The following is a 16,479-nucleotide window of genomic DNA, read 5'->3' as shown; positions in this document are numbered from 1 at the left end:
TAGAGTTTCGTGACCAGCGCCACTGCGCCCGCGATCAGCACCAGCTTGAGCAGGATGTAGTACAGCCAGTGCCGCGGAAACGGCGTGTCGGGCTTGCTCATCGCGCAATCTCCCAGGTCGTGACCGGCTTGCCGTCGGCGCCCTTGCCGTCCTTCAATACGATACCCATCGCGGCGAGTGCGTCGCGGAGGCGATCGGACTCCTTGAAGTCCTTGCGCGCCCGGGCCGCGGTACGCTCGGCGATCAGGCTTTCGACCTTGGCGGCGTCGACGCCTTTGGCCTGCTGCTTTCGCGCTTCCCATCGCGCGACTGTGTCCGACAGGAAGCCCGCAAAGCGGAGCGAGCCGGCAAAGGCCGCGCGGTCCGTCTCGCCGCCGGACGCCGCACGGCTCCGCAACGCGTGCAGCTCTGCGATCATCAGCGGCGTGTTGAGGTCGTCGACGAGGGCGGCGATGATCTCGGGCCCCGGCTGCTCACCCGGCGCATCGGCCACGACGCGATACCAGTCGTCGAGCGTCTTCGCGCTCTCCTCCAGGCCCTTGACGGTCCAATCGGCCGGCGAGCGATAATGCATCTTGAGCATGTTGAGGCGCAGCACCTCGCCAGGCCAGTCCGCCAGCAGGTCGCGGATGGTGACGAAATTGCCGAGGCTCTTCGACATCTTCGCGCCCTCGACCTGGACGAACTCATTGTGCAGCCAGTAGTTCGCCATCACCGACGTGCCGTGCGCGCAGCGCGACTGCGCGATCTCGTTCTCATGATGCGGGAAGATCAGATCGAGTCCGCCGCCATGGATGTCGAAGACCTCGCCGAGATAGGCTGCGCTCATCGCCGAGCACTCGATGTGCCAGCCCGGCCGGCCGCGGCCCCACGGGCTGTCCCAGCCCGGCTCGTCCTCCGACGACTGCTTCCACAGCACGAAGTCGGCAGGATTCTTCTTGTGCGCATCGACGGCCACGCGCGCGCCGGCGAGTTGCTCGTCGAGCCTGCGGCCCGACAGCGCGCCGTAGTCCGGCATCGACCGGGTGTCGAACAACACCTCGCCGCCCGCCTCATAGGCGTGGCCACGCGCGATCAGTTGCTTGATCAGGCTCACCATATCCGCCTTGCCATCAGGGCGCGGCAGCACGAACTCGGTGGCGCGTGGCTCGAAGGTCGGCGGCAGGCTGCCGAGCGCAGCCGCGTCGCTGCGGAACTGATTGGCCGTCAGCTCCGTCACCTTCCGGATCGCCTCGTTCAGCGGCAGCCCGGGAAAGTCGCGCGCGGCGCGGGCGTTGATCTTGTCGTCGACGTCCGTGATGTTGCGGACATAAGTGACGTGATCCTTGCCATAGAGATGCCGCAGCAGCCGGAACAGCACGTCGAAGACGATCACGGGCCGCGCATTGCCGATATGGGCGAAGTCGTAGACCGTCGGTCCGCAGACATACATGCGGACATTGTTGGGATCGAGCGGCACGAAGGGGCGCTTCTCCCGCGACGCGGTGTCGTACAAACGCAAGTCCATGGTCCGTCCCCGAATGCCCTGTGCTCACCGCCCCGCCGGACCGACAGTCCATGACGAAGCGAAACGGGTGTCCTACGCCGCACGACCGCCCGCGAGCGGGCCGCCACGGCACGAATCACACTTCCGACCTGCCGGCCGGGCGTCCTGATCATCTCTGTTGAGAAAAGACGGCCTCAGCCAGCGAATCGCTAGCGCGTAATCTCGCGGCAAATGCAGCAGATGGCGAGGAAACCGTTCATGAAACTCACCATGCTGCAGCAGACTGTCTCCGTCAAGAGCCGCAAAACGGCCGTTTTCACTGCCCAAATGCTCGCGCCCCGCCTCATGGTTAATCATTTTTAAGCTTTTGGGCCTAACCATGAGTTGTCTCCTACACCCACCGGTGCACCATGCGAATCTCCCCGGCGCTGCTCGCCTGCTGTGTTCTCCTCGCCGCCGCGACCACCGCCACGGCGGAGAGCCGCATCTTCATCATCGCCAACGAAGCCGACGGCTACGGCGTCGACCAGTGCCTCGCCAAGGGCGACCGATGCGGCGCCTCGGCCGCGCGGTCGTACTGCCAATCACGGGATTTTGCACAGGCCTCCTCCTATCGCCGCGTCGACCCCGATGAAATCACCGGATCGGTGCCGAAAGCCGGCGCAAACTGCGCCCGTGGCGGCTGCAGCGACTTTGTCGCGATCACCTGCCAGCGCTGAGACGGCCGGGAACGGCGGTTCCCGCCACCCCGGCGCCCTGGAAACGACGTGACGATGCCCGACAAAGCGGCTATGGCATGCCCGCCGCTGCCGCGATTTTTCCGAATTCTGTGCTAGTCCCGCGGCTGCACCCATGGACCGGAATACCGCATCTTGATCGCATCCCTGTCTCCGCGCCTGCTGGCCGTGTCTGCGCTGCTCGGACTGACCCTGACCGGCTCGCACGCCCTGGCGCAATCCAGCTCCGAATCCTATGCGCAGATGCCGCCGGGCCCGCCCGGACCGCAGGCCGGCGTCAATCCGATCTGTCCGCGCCTGGAGGCGCAGCTCGCCTCGATCGATCGCGGTGGCGGCGATCCCGCGCGTGAGGACCAGATCCGGCGCTATCAGGATGCTGCCGCCAAGCAGCAAGGCGAGCTCGACCGCGTCAGCATGCAGGCCAAGCGCATGGGCTGCGACAGCCCGGGCTTCTTCTCGATCTTCAACGGCCGCTCGGCCGAATGCGCCCCGGTGAACAACCAGATCCAGCAGATGCGGTCCAACCTGGACCAGATCATGAGCAGCCTGGAGCGGCTCCGTGGCGGCGGGTTCGGCGGCGAGCGCGACAACCAGCGCCGCTCGGTGCTGGCAGCCCTCGGCCAGAACAATTGCGGCCCGCAATATCAGCAGTACGCTAACGCCAATCGCGGCGGCGGCGGCGGCAACTTCCTGACCAGCCTGTTCGGCGGCGGTGCCGACAGCAATCCCGCCGCATCGCTGCCGCCGCCGAGCGCCGATCTCGCGGCGCCGCAGGGCACCTACCGGACCGTGTGCGTGCGTAGCTGCGACGGCGCCTATTTCCCGATCTCGTTTGCCACCGTTCCCGGCCGCTTCGCCGACGACGAGCGCGCCTGCAAGGCGCAATGCCCCGCCGCCGACGCGACGCTGTTCACCTATCGCAATCCCGGCGAGGACATGAACCAGGCGGTCTCGGTCAATGGCCAGCCCTACACCGCGCTGCCGAACGCCTTCAAGTATCGCACCGAGTTCAACCCGAGCTGTTCCTGCAAGGCGCCCGGCCAAACCTGGGCCGATGCGCTGAAATCGATCGACGACCGGGCCACAGCCGCCGAGCAGGGCGACATCATCGTCACCGAGGAGAGCGCCAAGCGGATGCAGCAGCGCCAGACCGGCAAGCCGCCGGCGAACGCCGCCCGCAAAGGCGCCACGCCGGCCGATGCCGCAGCGCCCGCGACCGCGGACACCACGACGGGCGCCGGTGGCGACAAGCAGATCCGCACGGTGGGACCGACCTTCATTCCCGCGCGTTGAGCGAGATCGCCGGGCCATCGGATCATCCTTCGAACGCATCCGAGAACGCACGGCCAGCTAGATCGGGCGACATGACGTCGCCCGACGGTCCCAGCGCGTTCACGGGCTTCCAACGATTGCGCAGCGCTGCGAGACGAACGATCTCGGCCGGGGACACGCCGTCGACGAGAGTGGCACCGCCAGTCGCGTCACCGATCTCGCAGCCATGCAGGTCCGACGTCTTGCGAGGCACGACCGCGAGCGCACCGGAGAGGCTCGCCAAGGCCAGCAGCAGCGAGCCGCGCACGCGCGCCAGGAGAGCGTGACGGGCGTCGCCCGCCAGCGGCCCGGGGAGAACCGTTTCGAAGCCTGCCACTGCCGGTGCGATCGGCAACGTCTCGGCGGTGACGCCGAACCGCGCCGCGACTGCAATAGCCGGCGATTCCTGCGGCATGTCCGGCCCGGACAGCACCACACCGCGCACCCTCGCAGCTCCGAGCGCATCGACGGCCATCGCCAATGACAGCGCGGATTCGATGCCTCCGGTCAGAGCCAGCACGATCCCGGTGAAGCCATGCTTCTCGACGTGGTCGCGCAGGCCGAGCACGCGGGCCGCGTAGTCCGCCTCGTCGCCCTCGCTCGGCGTGGTGACCGGTCCCCGACACTGCCAGCCGTCGTCTCCCCTGCTCCATGCCAAGGTCGTGACCTCAGCGGCGAAGCCCGGAAGCTGCGCGGCCACCGAGAGATCGGCGTTCAGCGCGAACGATGCGCCGTCGAACACCTTGCCGTCCTGACCGCCGACCTGGTTGAGCCAGACGAGCGGCAGATCGCTTTCGGTGACGCGGGCGACCGCGGCCGACAGGCGCCGGTCGCCGCCGCTGCGCAGGTAGCATGAGCGGCTCGGCACGACGATGAGTTCGGCCCCGGTTTCCGCCAGCGTCTCGATGACGTTTTCGTAGCTCGACGATTCTTCGGGCGAGATGTCTTCGCCGATCGCGACGCCGATGCGGACGCCCCGCACGCTGAGCGGGCCGGCCGCCGGGCCGCGCATGAACACGCGCTTCTGATCACCATCGGCCAGGTTGGCCTTGAAGCGCGTCGCGGCGATGCGGCCGGTGTCGAGCAGCACGCAGGCATTGTAGAGCTTGCCGTCGTCGATCCAGGGCGTGCCGATCAGCACCGCCGGCCCGCCATCGGCGGTCTCGCGCGCGAGAGCCTCGATCGCGGCCCGGCACGCGGCCTGAAATGCCGGCTTCAGCACCAGGTCCTGGCATGGATGCCCCGCCAGGAACAGCTCCGGCAGCACCACGAGATCGGCGCCGTCGGCCGCCGCCCTCGCCCGCGCCTCGCGCGCCTTCGCGGCATTTCCCGCGATGTCGCCGACCGTCGGGTTGAGCTGGGCCAGCGTGATCCTGAAGATGTCGGCGGCCATCGCTCAACTCGTTCAAAGCAGCCCGAGCCGCTCGGCGATCGCGAACAGCCAGAAGCAGCCCGACATCAGCAGCGCGACGCCGACGGCGGCCGAGCCGAGATCCTTGACCCGGCCGATCTGCAGATCGTGCTCGGTGGTGAGGCGGTCGGCGAGCTTCTCGATCGCGGTGTTGAGCAGCTCGACGACCAGCACCAGCACCACCGCGCAGACCAGCTCGACGCTGCGCATCGGCGTCGCGCCGACGACATAGGCCAGCGGCAGCGCCAGCAGGAACGCGACCACCTCCTCGCGCACCGCCTGCTCGGAGCGGAGCGCGAAGGCCAGGCCGTTGCGCGAGTTGACCGTCGCGCGCCACAAACGCAGCATCAGAAGCCCGCGACGGCCGGCATCGGTGCGGTCTTGCCGCCGCGCTGCTGCTTCAGCAGCTCGGCGATCAGGAACGCCATGTCGATCGACTGCTCGGCGTTCAGCCGGGGATCGCACACCGTGTGATAGCGGTCGTTGAGATCCTCGTCGGTGATCGCGCGCGCGCCGCCGATGCATTCGGTGACGTCCTTGCCGGTCATCTCGAGATGGATGCCGCCGGCATGGGTGCCCTCCGCGGCATGCACCGCGAAGAACGCCCGCACCTCGGATACGATGCGATCGAACGGCCGCGTCTTGTAGCCCGAGGTCGAGGTGATGGTGTTGCCGTGCATCGGATCGCACGACCACACCACCTTGCGCCCTTCCCGCTGCACCGCGCGGATCAGTCCCGGCAGATGATCGCCGACCTTGTCGGCGCCGAAGCGGTTGATCAGGGTCAGCCGGCCCGGCTCGTTGTCGGGATTGAGGATGTCGATCAGCTTCAGCAGCTCGTCCGGCTTCAGCGACGGGCCGCATTTCAGGCCGATCGGGTTCTTGATGCCGCGGAAATATTCGACATGGCCGTGGTCGAGCTGGCGGGTGCGGTCGCCGATCCAGATGAAATGGCCCGAGGTCGCGTACCAGTCGCCGGTGGTGGAATCGACCCGGGTGAAGGCCTGCTCATAGCCGAGCAGCAGCGCCTCGTGGCTGGTGTAGAAGTCGGTGGCGCGCAGCTCCGGATGGCTCTCGAGGTCGAGGCCGCAGGCGCGCATGAAGTTGAGCGCGTCCGAGATGCGGTCGGCCAGCTCCTTGTAGCGCCGCGACTGCGGGGAATCCTTGACGAAGCCGAGCATCCACTGATGCACGCTGCCGAGATTGGCGAAGCCGCCGGTGGCGAACGCGCGCAGCAGGTTCAAGGTCGCCGCCGACTGCCGGTAGGCGTCGAGCTGGCGCTGCGGATTGGGGATGCGCGCCTCGGGCGTGAAGGCGGTGTCGTTGACGATGTCGCCGCGATAGCTCGGCAGCTCGACGCCATTGATCTTCTCCGTCGGCGACGAGCGTGGCTTGGCGAACTGGCCGGCGATGCGGCCGACCTTCACCACCGGCACCGCGCCGGCATAGGTCATGACCACGGCCATCTGCAGCAGCACGCGGAAGAAGTCGCGGATGTTGTTGGCGCCGTGCTCGGCGAAGCTCTCGGCGCAGTCGCCGCCCTGCAACAGGAATGCCTCGCCCGCCGCCACCCGCGCCAGCGCCTTCTTCAGGTTGCGCGCCTCGCCGGCGAACACCAGCGGCGGGAAGGTCGCAAGCTGCGCCTCGACCTCGGCGAGCGCCTTCTGGTCGGGATAGTCAGGCACCTGCTGCACCGGCTTGGACCGCCAGCTCTCCGGGCTCCAGCGCTCGGTCATGGCTCTCTACTCCCTCTCGGCAACTGCACGCCAAATTCCCCGCGCGGCGGCGCGCGCCTTATACACAGCCTGCTCCCGTGCCGCCACTTGGAATTTAGGGCGCGGACACAAGGGCTTGCACCGCCACCCGAATTTGACTTTGCTGCGGAAGGGCAAGTGATGGGAGGACGAGGCGTGGCTGAGACGGGATCCGACGGCGTTTCGAGCGAGGATCTGACCCTTCCGGCCGTCGATGGCTTTGCGCTCGCGGGCACCCTGTTCATGCCGCGCGGCACGCCGGCGCATGCCGTGCTGATCAATTCCGGGGCGGCGATCCCGCGCCGGATCTATCGCGGCTTCGCTGCTCATCTTGCCCAGCAGGGTTGCGCGGTTCTGACCTACGACTATCGCGGGATCGGCGGCAGCCGTCCCCGCTCCCTGAAGGGCTTTGCGGCCTCGATGACCGACTGGGCCGCACTCGACATCACCGGCGCGGTCGGTTGGATGCGTGCGCGCTACGGTGCGCTGCCGCTGCGCTATGTCGGCCACTCCTTCGGCGGCCAGACGCTCGGCCTGCTCGCCAACAACACCGAGGTGTCGCGCGCCCTCTTCATCGCCTCGCAGGCCGGCTATTGGAAGCTGATGGCCCCGGGCGAACGCTGGCGCGTGGCGACGATGCTCAACGGCGTTGGCGTCCCGCTGACTCATGCGCTGGGTTACACGCCGGGCTGGAGTGGCGTCGGCGAGGACCTGCCGAAGGGTGTCTTCCTGCAATGGGTGCGCTGGATCATGAGCCCGCGCTATCTGTTCGATGACGCATCGCTGCCGCTTGCCAACTACGCCAACTTCAAGAGTCCCGTCCGGGCGCTGTGCCTCGCCGACGATCCCTGGGCCACGCGGCCCGCGGTTGAGCTGCTGTGCGCTGGTTATACGGGCACGACGCCGGAGCTGCTCGACATCGCGCCGCAGGACGTCGGGGCGTCCGCGATCGGCCATATGGGCTTCTTCCGCGCGGCGCATCGCGACACGCTGTGGCGCAGCGCGACGGAGTGGCTGCTCGAAAGCTGACGCGATCGGTTCGTCATAGCCCATGAGCGAGCGCTCCCGCGGCAGATGCTGCCCGAGCTGTGCTGATGTCGTTCACCCTCATCAAGTCGGAGGGCGCAGGGAAGGCCAGGCGTCGGCTGACGCCTGCGGCCCGCCTGCGAAAAAAATGCAGGCGGCAGGTACCACAGGTGCAGCCGAGAACGCCCGGCCTTCCCTGCGCGACGGTCTTAACGCTTATACGCAGTCTGCCTGGTGCGCCGGGCTTGTTGGCCACCATTCGCGACAATGCTTGCGCATTGCGCGGGACACCAGCATCGGGGTGTCAGCACGCTGCGACTTCACGTCCGCACCATGCCGTTCGTCGGCGCGTCCGAAGACACGCTGCGGCACAAGTGCGGCCATCGCTCCCCGCCTCGCGTGTCGTGACGATCGCGCGCAACGCCCCTCCGGCCGAGGCGGGATGCGCGCATCAAAGCACAATTTCTGAATTTCGTAAAGTAGATTCTGCCCGACGGGCCGTTTGCGCAAGGCACATCTGTGGGGAGTCCTGCCTCGATCCGCCGGGTGCAGAAGCCGGACCGATTGCGCTGGTCGAGCTCGGCCGGAACGCTCGGAGGTCGACCTACACCCCGACCATGCGCGCCAGGACGGCACAACGGAACGAACCGCGTGACCGGCCGTTGCCCCTGCGCTGCATCATTTCTCGGATCCTCCGGATGTCGTGCACGCCTTTCCATGAGGGCAGATGATGACCGCAGCCCGGACCACAGCGCGCGCGCTCGCGGCGTCGACGCCCAGCCGCCTGACCAACTCGACACCATCCCTCCAGCCGCTGGCGCATCGCAGCCGGTCGCTGGCGAAGACTCATCCATTTCTTCTGGCGGCAGCGGCGGCCACGACCGTTCTGGCCGTCACAGCACTGATCAATCGCCGCCTCGCCAAGTCTGCCGAGCGGGCCAATCCTCCCGCCGGCCAGTTCATGGACGTCGACGGCGTCCGGCTGCACTATGTCGAGCGCGGCACCGGCGTGCCGCTGGTGCTGCTGCACGGCAACGGCAGCATGATCCAGGACTTCGCCTCCAGCGGCCTGATCGATCTGGCGGCGCAGAACTACCGTGTCATTGCGTTCGACCGGCCGGGCTTCGGCCACAGCGACCGGCCGCGCAACGTCGTGTGGACGCCGACGGCGCAGGCCGGGCTAATCAAGAGCGCGCTCGATCGCCTGGGCGTCTCGGAGGCCTTCGTCCTGGGTCATTCCTGGGGCGCATCCGTCGCCGTCGCGCTCGCCCTCGAACATCCGACCATGGTCAAGGGCATGGTGCTCGCCTCCGGCTATTACTACCCGACCTTCCGGTCCGACGTGGTGGCCGGATCGGCTCCGGCCATTCCCTTGCTGGGCGATATCCTGCGCTACACCATCTCCCCTCTGATCAGCCGGATGATGTGGCCGCTGCTGATGGCCAAGCTGTTCGGCCCGCGATCGGTTCCGGCGAAGTTTGCCGGCTTCCCCAAGGAAATGGCGGTTCGCCCGTCGCAGATCCGCGCCTCCGCCGCGGAGGCCGCGCTGATGATTCCCGATGCTTTCCGCTTCAGGAGAGCGTACGGTGAGCTGAAGATGCCGGTCGTGATCGTTGCAGGTGATCAGGATCGCCTGATCGACATCGACGCGCAGTCCAGACGGCTTCATCACGACGTCAGCCAGAGCACCTTTCGCCGCGTGCGCGGCGCTGGGCACATGGTGCATCAGACGGCGACCGAGGCCGTCATGTCCTCGATCGACGAAGTCGCAGCGGCGGCGTAGTCGGAGGGCGAACATGGCTGCGGCTGCCGGATTGCGGGATCCGTAGCCTGCAGAGCGGCGAAAAGCGGGGATCGAACTTATGCCGGCCGAGGACGCGTGCATGCCGATCTGGCACGAAAAGCATCTGCGCGCTGCCACCAAAGCTGCCGGCGTCGCCCTGTGGTCGTGGAACGTCGACACCGACGCCATCACGATGGACGAGCGCGCCTATGAGCTGTGGGAGGTGCCCAAGACCAAGAGCAGGATCACGTTCGAGGTGCTCTCCCAGAACATTCACCCCGCCGATCTCGAACGGGTGAGATCGGCGTTTTCAGCGACACGGGCGATCGTCGGCGCTTATGAGATCGATTTTCGCATTCTCGCGGATGGCGAAATCCGCTGGATCTCCGCCCGCGGCCAAGGTGACGATGCCGACATCGCCGAGCGGCTGATGTTCGGCGTCTTCCTCGACGTGACCCAGCGCAAGCAGGCCGAAGAAGCCAACGAGCTGCTGGCGGGCGAGATGAGCCATCGGGTCAAGAACCTGCTGACGATCGCCACCGCGCTGACGCAGATGACGTCGCGCACGGCGGCGACAAAGGAGGACATGGCCCACGAGCTCGCCAGCCGGTTGATCGCGCTGGGCCGTGCCCAGGATCTGATACGTCCGCGGCCGGGCGGGACGAACCAAGCAGCCCTGCTCGGCGATCTCGTCTCGGTGCTGCTTGCCCCCTATGACGAGAAAGGCGCCAGCGTCCGCATCCGTGTGTCGGTGCCCAAGATGAATGTCGGAGAACGCTCGAGCACGACATTGGCACTGGTCATCCACGAGCTCGCGACCAACTCGGCGAAATACGGCTCGCTGTCGGTTTCGAGCGGCACGCTGGACGTGTCGTGCAGCGCGCATGACGACGAAGTGGTGATCATGTGGACCGAGCGCGGCGGGCCGCCGAAGTCGGCCGACACCACCGAAGGCTTCGGCAGCAAACTGATCCATCGCAGCATGAACGCCCAGCTCGGCGGCACCATCGCCTTCGACTGGTCCGCCGAAGGCCTGGTCGTGACGCTGCGCATGAGCCGGGAGCGGATGGCGAATTGACACGGCGGAGGCGGAAGCTGGCACCGATCGCATGATCGTGGACACGGCGATTGCGTGCCTTTACGATGGCCGCCGGACTAGCGTGCGCAGAGGCCGGACCAATTGCCTTCCGTGAGATCGGGCTGGGCTGCCCGGATGTCGACCGGCGCGTCCGACGACCATGGAAAGTGTCCGTCGCGATCGGGATAGACCAATTGCAGACATTCGAAACCGTTACCGCCGTAGAACCAGCGGCTCCAGCCGAGATGATTGCGATAGTGCTGTTGCGCGACGGGTAGCAACACGGCGGGGATGTTCTTGAACACATCGCCGGACTCACTGCCGATGGGGATACGCCGTCCCGCTTCGAGTTCATGATACAGATGCCAGAAGACATCCTGAGCGATTTGTCCCCGCAGCGAGAAGACAATCAACTCGGGATGGCCAAACTTCAACCAGAAGCCGGTTGTGTAGGCGAAGCCAGGCCCTTCAGCGTCGGCTCCGACATGAACCGCGAACCAGCCGTGCTCACGAATGTTGGCGACGAACTTCCGCTCATGCTCGTCAAGCTTCTCCGGATCAGCATCGAGCGCAGTGTGCATCGGTTGTGCCTCTTACGTTCGTCCAGACGATTCCATCCTGCGAGCTGTCCGTGAGCGCCGGCATTGCGAGCGAAGCGAAGCAATCCAAGGCATCACGCGGACTCTGGATTGCTTCGTCGCTCCGCTCCTCGCAATGACGGAGAGGCCAAGCCTTACTCCGCCGCCATCTGCCTTGGCGCGGGCGGTGGATTGGCGAGGTCGGCGGCGAGCTGGGCGTAGCGCGCCTTGGCGTCCTGCACCGCCTTCTCCTTGACCGGGCCGTAGCCGCGGATCTTGTCCGGCAGCGACAGGAATTCGACGGCGATGTCGACGTTGGCAGGCGACAGCAGGTTCAGCACGGTGGCGACGTCTTTCTCATAGCCGGCGATCAGGTCGCGCTCCATCTTGCGTTCGGCCGCGTAGCCGAAGACGTCCAGTGGTGTGCCGCGCAGGCCCTTCAGTTTTGCCAGCAGGCGGAACATCTTCATCATGCCCGGCCCGAAGCTGCGCTTCTTCGGCCTCCCTTGCGGATCGAGGCCGGAATTGAGGATGGGCGGCGCGAGGTTGAAGCTGATCTTGTAGTCGCCCTCGAACGCGTCATGGAGCTGCTTCTCGAAGCTGCCGTCGGAGAACAACCGCGCCACCTCGTACTCATCCTTGTAGGCGAGCAGCTTGGCATAGTTGATCGCCACTGCGCGCGGCAGCGCCTCGCCGTAGCCGCCCTTGTCGGCGGCTTCGCGCACCTGATCGACCAGCTTGCGGTAGCGCTTGGCGAGCCGCGCATTCTGATAGCCGGTAAGGTACGCCATGCGGTGGGCGATGATCTCGTCGAGCGTCATCGCCTCAAGCGATTTCGGCGGCACCGCCTCGTCCTTGCCGGTCATCATGTCGGCGAGCCGCTCCGGGTTGACCACCGCGAGGCGGCCGAGCCGGAACGCCTCGGTGTTCATCTTGACCGCGACGCCGTTGATCGCGATCGCCTTCTCGATCGCCTCGGCCGACAGCGGCAGCAGGCCCTTCTGGTAGGCGTAGCCCATCATCATCATGTTGGTGGCGATGCTGTCGCCAAGCAGCGCTTCGGCCGGCTTGGTGAAATCGAGGAAGGTCGAGTCCTTGTGCAGCGCCGTTTCCAGCAGGCTCGTCACCTTGCGGTTCTGGAAATTGAAGTCGCGGTTGAGCACGAAATCGGCGGTCGGGATCAGATGGCTGTTGATGACGCCATGGGTGCGCTCGGCATCGCACAGCGTGATCGTCTCCTTGGCACCCGCCACCACTTCGTCGGCGGCGATGACGAGGTCGGCGGTCCCGGTGACGATGCGCGAGCAGGTCACGTCAGCCGTATTCTCGGAGAGGCGGACATGGCTGAGCACCGCGCCACCCTTCTGCGCGAGGCCCGACATGTCGAGGATCATCGAGGCCTTGCCCTCGATGTGCGCGGCCATGCCGAGCAGCGCGCCGATCGTCAGCACGCCGGTGCCGCCGACGCCGCCGACCGCGACGTTGTAGGGCCGCTCCAGTGACGGCTTGGTCAGCGGTTCCGGCATCTCGCCGATGTCGCCGAGCTCAGCGGGCGCGCGGCTGCGCGGCTTGCCGCCGTCGATGGTGACGAAGGACGGGCAGAAGCCCTTCACGCAGGAATAGTCCTTGTTGCAGGAGGACTGGTTGATGACGCGCTTGCGGCCGAGCTCGGTCTCCAGCGGCTCGACCGAGATGCAGTTCGACTGCACCGAGCAGTCGCCGCAGCCCTCGCAGACGGCGGGATTGATGAAGACGCGGCGCTGCGGGTCCTCCATCGTGCCGCGCTTGCGGCGGCGGCGCTTCTCGGCGGCGCAGGTCTGCACGAACACGATGGCCGAGGCGCCCTTGGTCTCGCGCAGCGTCTTCATGACGTTCTCGAGCTCGTCGCGGTGCGCAAGCTTGACGCCGGGCGCGATGCTGTCGGCCGGATAGGCATCTGGATTCTCCGAGACCAGATAGATCTCGCGGATGCCCTCGGCATGGAGCTGGAAGGTGATCTGCTGCGGCGACAAATCGCCGTCATGGCGCTGGCCGCCGGTCATCGCGACCGCGTCGTTGTAGAGGATCTTGTAGGTGATGTTGGCCTTGGAGGCGATCGACTGGCGGATCGCCAGGCTCCCGGAATGGAAATAGGTGCCGTCGCCGAGATTGGCGAAGATGTGCTTCTCGTCGGTGAACGGTGCGATGCCGACCCACGGCACGCCCTCGCCGCCCATATGGGTGAAGGTCTCGGTGTTGCGGTTCATCCAGAGCGACATGAAGTGGCAGCCGATGCCGGCCAGTGCGCGGCTGCCCTCGGGCACCTTGGTCGAGGTGTTGTGCGGGCAGCCCGAGCAGAAATACGGCGTGCGTGCCACCGGCGAGATCAGCTGCATCTGCGAGGCGTCGCGGCCGTTGAACCAGTCGGCCTTGGCGCGCAGCATCGCCTTGATCTCGGGGTTGAGGTCGAGGCGGAGAAGACGCTCGGTGAGCGATGTCGCGAGCGAGGCGACGGAGAGCTCGGTGGCAAACGGCAGGAAGCGCTTGTCGTGGTCGTCCATCTTGCCGACGATGCGCGGGCGGACGTCGTCGCGCCAGTTGAACAGCTCCTGCTTGACCTGGTTCTCGACGATCTCGCGACGCTCCTCGATGATGAAGATCTCCTCGAGGCCGACCGCGAACTGCCGCACGCCTTCCGGCTCCAGCGGCCAGGGCATGCCGATCTTGTAGAGGCGAAGCCCGATCCTGGCGGCGACCTCCTCGGTGATCCCGAGCTCGCGTAGCGCCTGGCGGATGTCCTCGTAGCTCTTGCCCGACGCCATGATGCCGTAGCGGGCGTTCGGTGAGTCCATCGTGATGCGGTTGACCTTGTTGGCGCGGGCAAAGGCGATCGCGGCAAAGCCCTTGTAGTCCTGCAGCCGCCGGTCCTGCTCGAAGCGGTCATCCGGCCAGCGCAGATTGAGGCCGCCCGGCGGCATCTCGAAATCGGCGGGGATGACGAACGGCGTCATCTCGTCGTTGAGGTTGATCTCGGCGGTCGTCTCCACCGTCTCGGTGATCACCTTCATTCCGACCCAGCAGCCGGAATAGCGCGACATCGCGATGCCGAGCAGGCCCATCTCGATCATCTCGTGAATCGAGGACGGATAGAGATAGGGCATCAGCGCCGAGATGAAGGCATGGTCGGACTGATGCGGCACGGTCGAGGATTTGGCGCCGTGGTCGTCGCCGGCGAGACAGAGCACGCCGCCGTTCTTGGCGGAGCCGGCCGCATTGCCGTGGCGAAACACGTCGCCGCAGCGGTCGACGCCGGGGCCCTTGCCGTACCAGATGCCGACGACGCCGTCATACCTGCCGCCGGGCGACAGTGCGAGTTGCTGCGAGCCCCAGATCGCGGTCGCCGCGAGGTCCTCGTTCACGCCGGGCTGGAACTTGATGTTGTACTGCTCGAGATGCTTGCGGGCCGAGAACAGCTGCTGGTCGTAGCCGCCGAGCGGCGAGCCGCGATAGCCGGAGATGAAGCCGGCGGTATGGAGGCCGGCGGCGCGGTCGCGCCGGATCTGGGCCATCGGCAGCCGCACCAGCGCCTGGATGCCGGTCAGGAAGATGTGGCCGGAGCTTGCGGTGTATTTCTGGTCGAGATTGATCTCGCTCTCGTTGAGTCCCATTCCGCCCTCTTGCCGTGCCTTGTCGGGGTGCGCGGCTGCCGCCGGCCGGCGGAAGCGCGCGTTCTGCCAATCATTTATGTCTGCTTTTGAAGAATGCGCATCACAAATCTCGTCTGCGCAGGGCAGCCAACCGAAATCGCAATTTCGTGGCGGGAGCCGGCTGCGGCTTTTGCGGTTTGTGTCGAAAACGGCCACTGCCGCGAAATGGGATGATGCGCACCATGGCTTTGGCGGCTCGGCGGACGGTTAGTGAACCGTTGTGGCCGGCACGATTCTGGCCCGAAACGAATTGTGCGATGCGACAAGACCGCGGTCGTTCATCCCCGATCGTCGCCCGCGAATACGAAGCGCGGCATGTTCCATTTGTAGCGGATCGCGAGCAGCCGGAACGACAGTCCGAGCGCGAAGGTCAGCGCCGTCCACCATCCGCTGGCGATGCCGAGCGACAAGCCGGTCGCATAGACCAGGCCCGTGACGAGGGACACGCTGGCGTAGAGCTCGGCGCGAAACAGCAATGGCACGTCATTGCACAGGATGTCGCGCAGCACGCCGCCGGCGCAGCCCGTGATCATCCCGGCGACGATGACGATGCCGATCGGCACGTTCATCTGCCAGGCGATGTCGCAGCCCGTCATCGTGAACACGACGAGGCCGACCGCATCGAGAACGAGGAACGCCATGGTCAGCCTGTGAACCAGGCGCGCCATGGCGATCGTCACGAACGGCGCCAGCACGGTCAGCAGCAGCAAGGACGGCTGCTCGACCCAGGCAAGCGGATAGTGGCCGAGCAGCACGTCGCGCAAGGTGCCGCCGCCGAGCGCGGTGATCCCCCCCAACAAGCAGACGCCCATCCAGTCCATGCTGCGGCGTCCCGCCGCCAGCGCGGCCGTCATCGCCTGCGCCGCCAGCGCCACCCAGGTCAACAGATGCAACACGCTGTCACCGGGCGGCAGGTTCCACATCGAAGGCTCCAACAAACAGGACGGAGAATCGCAGTGCATGCGAGGCACCTTAGCGCGCGGTGCAACGGATCGACTGGGGATTTCGTAAGGTTTCGCGGAACAGAGCCGGGGCCCGACTGGTTGTCGGGTGACAATCGCAAGGAGGACATCATGGCCAACGAACGGCTCCCGAACGAACGCTATCCCGACGGCATGAACCGGCCGGACATGACGACGCGGCCCGGCATGCCCGGTGCCGACATGACCGGCGCCGACTACGAGCGCGCGGCGCGGACGGACAGCCAGCTGCAGCCCGACCGCGCGGCGCGGACGGACAGCCAGCTGCAGCCCGATCCCGAGTTGAGGGAAGGCTCCGCCTCGACCGGCCGGATCGCAGCATACGCCCTGGGCATCGCGATCCTGCTCGGCGCCGTGTTCTACGGGCTGAACAACATGTCGATGCGCAACGATCAGGCGAGCACCACGCCGGCCTCGCAATCCGCCTCGACCACCAAAGATAACACCTCGCCCGGCGTGACGACCGGCGCCGCGGGAGATCGCACCACACCGCCGCCGGCGGCCCCGAGCGACAAGCCCAACGCCGTCAAATAATCTCGCGGACGGCAATCAGCGGTCCCACTCCTGGGCGGCGGGTGAGCAATCGCCCGCCGCCGTTTTTTGGCGAGTCCTCCAACAAATTACGCGAAGCGTGCGAGGGCCGCCATGG

General features: G+C 66.5%; 13 protein-coding genes. 6 read left to right on the top strand and 7 right to left on the bottom strand.

Features of this window, described 5'->3' with window-relative positions; all coding sequences use genetic code 11:
* Positions 1-97: 97 nt before the first annotated feature.
* Positions 98-1,507, bottom strand: coding sequence for a cysteine--tRNA ligase (cysS, locus tag QW887_RS00750; protein ID WP_316171227.1), 1,410 nt, complete (start codon positions 1,505-1,507; stop codon positions 98-100).
* Between the two features lie 389 nt (positions 1,508-1,896).
* On the opposite strand from cysS, the gene QW887_RS00745 reads away from it, so the two are divergent.
* Positions 1,897-2,205: a hypothetical protein gene (locus tag QW887_RS00745; RefSeq protein ID WP_315714511.1), complete on the top strand. Its 309-nt coding sequence runs from the start codon at positions 1,897-1,899 to the stop codon at positions 2,203-2,205.
* A gap of 153 nt (positions 2,206-2,358) precedes the next feature.
* A complete protein-coding gene (locus QW887_RS00740) occupies positions 2,359-3,516 on the top strand; it encodes a DUF2865 domain-containing protein (RefSeq protein ID WP_316188410.1) in 1,158 nt (385 codons plus the stop codon).
* A 22-nt stretch (positions 3,517-3,538) separates the two neighbouring features.
* Here the strand turns inward: QW887_RS00740 and QW887_RS00735 are convergent, their stop codons facing one another.
* The 3 genes from QW887_RS00735 to QW887_RS00725 are packed head-to-tail and all read right to left on the bottom strand — an operon-like array spanning position 3,539 to position 6,681.
* Complete coding sequence (locus QW887_RS00735; protein WP_316187249.1) at positions 3,539-4,927, bottom strand: nitrilase-related carbon-nitrogen hydrolase; 1,389 nt, start codon at positions 4,925-4,927, stop codon at positions 3,539-3,541.
* A 12-nt stretch (positions 4,928-4,939) separates the two neighbouring features.
* A complete protein-coding gene (locus tag QW887_RS00730; protein ID WP_315749679.1) occupies positions 4,940-5,293 on the bottom strand; it encodes a diacylglycerol kinase in 354 nt (117 codons plus the stop codon).
* A complete protein-coding gene (locus QW887_RS00725; protein ID WP_315714515.1) occupies positions 5,293-6,681 on the bottom strand; it encodes a class II 3-deoxy-7-phosphoheptulonate synthase in 1,389 nt (462 codons plus the stop codon). The genes QW887_RS00730 and QW887_RS00725 overlap by 1 nt, the downstream gene beginning before the upstream one ends.
* Before the next feature lie 174 nt (positions 6,682-6,855).
* Between QW887_RS00725 and QW887_RS00720 the strand changes: the two genes are divergently transcribed.
* The 3 genes from QW887_RS00720 to QW887_RS00710 all read left to right on the top strand — a co-directional run bounded on the left by QW887_RS00720 (position 6,856) and on the right by QW887_RS00710 (position 10,586).
* A complete protein-coding gene (locus tag QW887_RS00720) occupies positions 6,856-7,728 on the top strand; it encodes an alpha/beta fold hydrolase (protein WP_315714516.1) in 873 nt (290 codons plus the stop codon).
* Positions 7,729-8,455: 727 nt separating this feature from the next.
* On the top strand, positions 8,456-9,508 hold the full coding sequence (locus QW887_RS00715) for an alpha/beta hydrolase (protein WP_315714966.1): 1,053 nt from the start codon (positions 8,456-8,458) through the stop codon (positions 9,506-9,508).
* 100 nt (positions 9,509-9,608) lie between these two features.
* On the top strand, positions 9,609-10,586 hold the full coding sequence (locus tag QW887_RS00710) for a sensor histidine kinase (protein ID WP_316164583.1): 978 nt from the start codon (positions 9,609-9,611) through the stop codon (positions 10,584-10,586).
* A gap of 77 nt (positions 10,587-10,663) precedes the next feature.
* Here QW887_RS00710 and QW887_RS00705 read toward each other — a convergent pair whose 3' ends face one another.
* The 3 genes from QW887_RS00705 to QW887_RS00695 all read right to left on the bottom strand — a co-directional run bounded on the left by QW887_RS00705 (position 10,664) and on the right by QW887_RS00695 (position 15,773).
* A complete protein-coding gene (locus tag QW887_RS00705; protein WP_315714518.1) occupies positions 10,664-11,167 on the bottom strand; it encodes a DUF4262 domain-containing protein in 504 nt (167 codons plus the stop codon).
* 152 nt (positions 11,168-11,319) lie between these two features.
* Positions 11,320-14,811 carry an indolepyruvate ferredoxin oxidoreductase family protein gene (locus QW887_RS00700; protein ID WP_316194058.1) on the bottom strand — a complete coding sequence of 1,164 codons (3,492 nt, stop codon included), beginning with the start codon at positions 14,809-14,811 and terminating at the stop codon, positions 11,320-11,322.
* A gap of 317 nt (positions 14,812-15,128) precedes the next feature.
* Positions 15,129-15,773 carry a trimeric intracellular cation channel family protein gene (locus QW887_RS00695; RefSeq protein WP_316194057.1) on the bottom strand — a complete coding sequence of 215 codons (645 nt, stop codon included), beginning with the start codon at positions 15,771-15,773 and terminating at the stop codon, positions 15,129-15,131.
* A gap of 150 nt (positions 15,774-15,923) precedes the next feature.
* Here QW887_RS00695 and QW887_RS00690 point away from each other — a divergent pair, with 150 nt between their 5' ends.
* On the top strand, positions 15,924-16,364 hold the full coding sequence (locus tag QW887_RS00690; RefSeq protein WP_316194056.1) for a hypothetical protein: 441 nt from the start codon (positions 15,924-15,926) through the stop codon (positions 16,362-16,364).
* Positions 16,365-16,479 lie beyond the last annotated feature (115 nt).

This window comes from Bradyrhizobium sp. SZCCHNRI3052 (assembly GCF_032484895.1).
Taxonomy (GTDB): domain Bacteria; phylum Pseudomonadota; class Alphaproteobacteria; order Rhizobiales; family Xanthobacteraceae; genus Bradyrhizobium.
Note: the sequence above shows the minus strand (reverse complement) of the source record. Positions and strands in the feature narration are given on the sequence as shown.

Bases quoted from the DNA above. Each gene is read 5' to 3' on its own strand.
- QW887_RS00705 (WP_315714518.1), bottom strand. From the start codon at position 11,167: ATGCACACTGCGCTCGATGCTGATCCGGAGAAGCTTGACGAGCATGAG.
- QW887_RS00690 (WP_316194056.1), top strand. From the start codon at position 15,924: ATGGCCAACGAACGGCTCCCGAACGAACGCTATCCCGACGGCATGAAC.
- QW887_RS00695 (WP_316194057.1), bottom strand. From the start codon at position 15,773: ATGTGGAACCTGCCGCCCGGTGACAGCGTGTTGCATCTGTTGACCTGG.
- QW887_RS00730 (WP_315749679.1), bottom strand. From the start codon at position 5,293: ATGCTGCGTTTGTGGCGCGCGACGGTCAACTCGCGCAACGGCCTGGCC.
- QW887_RS00745 (WP_315714511.1), top strand. From the start codon at position 1,897: ATGCGAATCTCCCCGGCGCTGCTCGCCTGCTGTGTTCTCCTCGCCGCC.
- cysS (WP_316171227.1), bottom strand. From the start codon at position 1,507: ATGGACTTGCGTTTGTACGACACCGCGTCGCGGGAGAAGCGCCCCTTC.
- QW887_RS00715 (WP_315714966.1), top strand. From the start codon at position 8,456: ATGACCGCAGCCCGGACCACAGCGCGCGCGCTCGCGGCGTCGACGCCC.
- QW887_RS00735 (WP_316187249.1), bottom strand. From the start codon at position 4,927: ATGGCCGCCGACATCTTCAGGATCACGCTGGCCCAGCTCAACCCGACG.
- QW887_RS00725 (WP_315714515.1), bottom strand. From the start codon at position 6,681: ATGACCGAGCGCTGGAGCCCGGAGAGCTGGCGGTCCAAGCCGGTGCAG.
- QW887_RS00700 (WP_316194058.1), bottom strand. From the start codon at position 14,811: ATGGGACTCAACGAGAGCGAGATCAATCTCGACCAGAAATACACCGCA.
- QW887_RS00710 (WP_316164583.1), top strand. From the start codon at position 9,609: ATGCCGATCTGGCACGAAAAGCATCTGCGCGCTGCCACCAAAGCTGCC.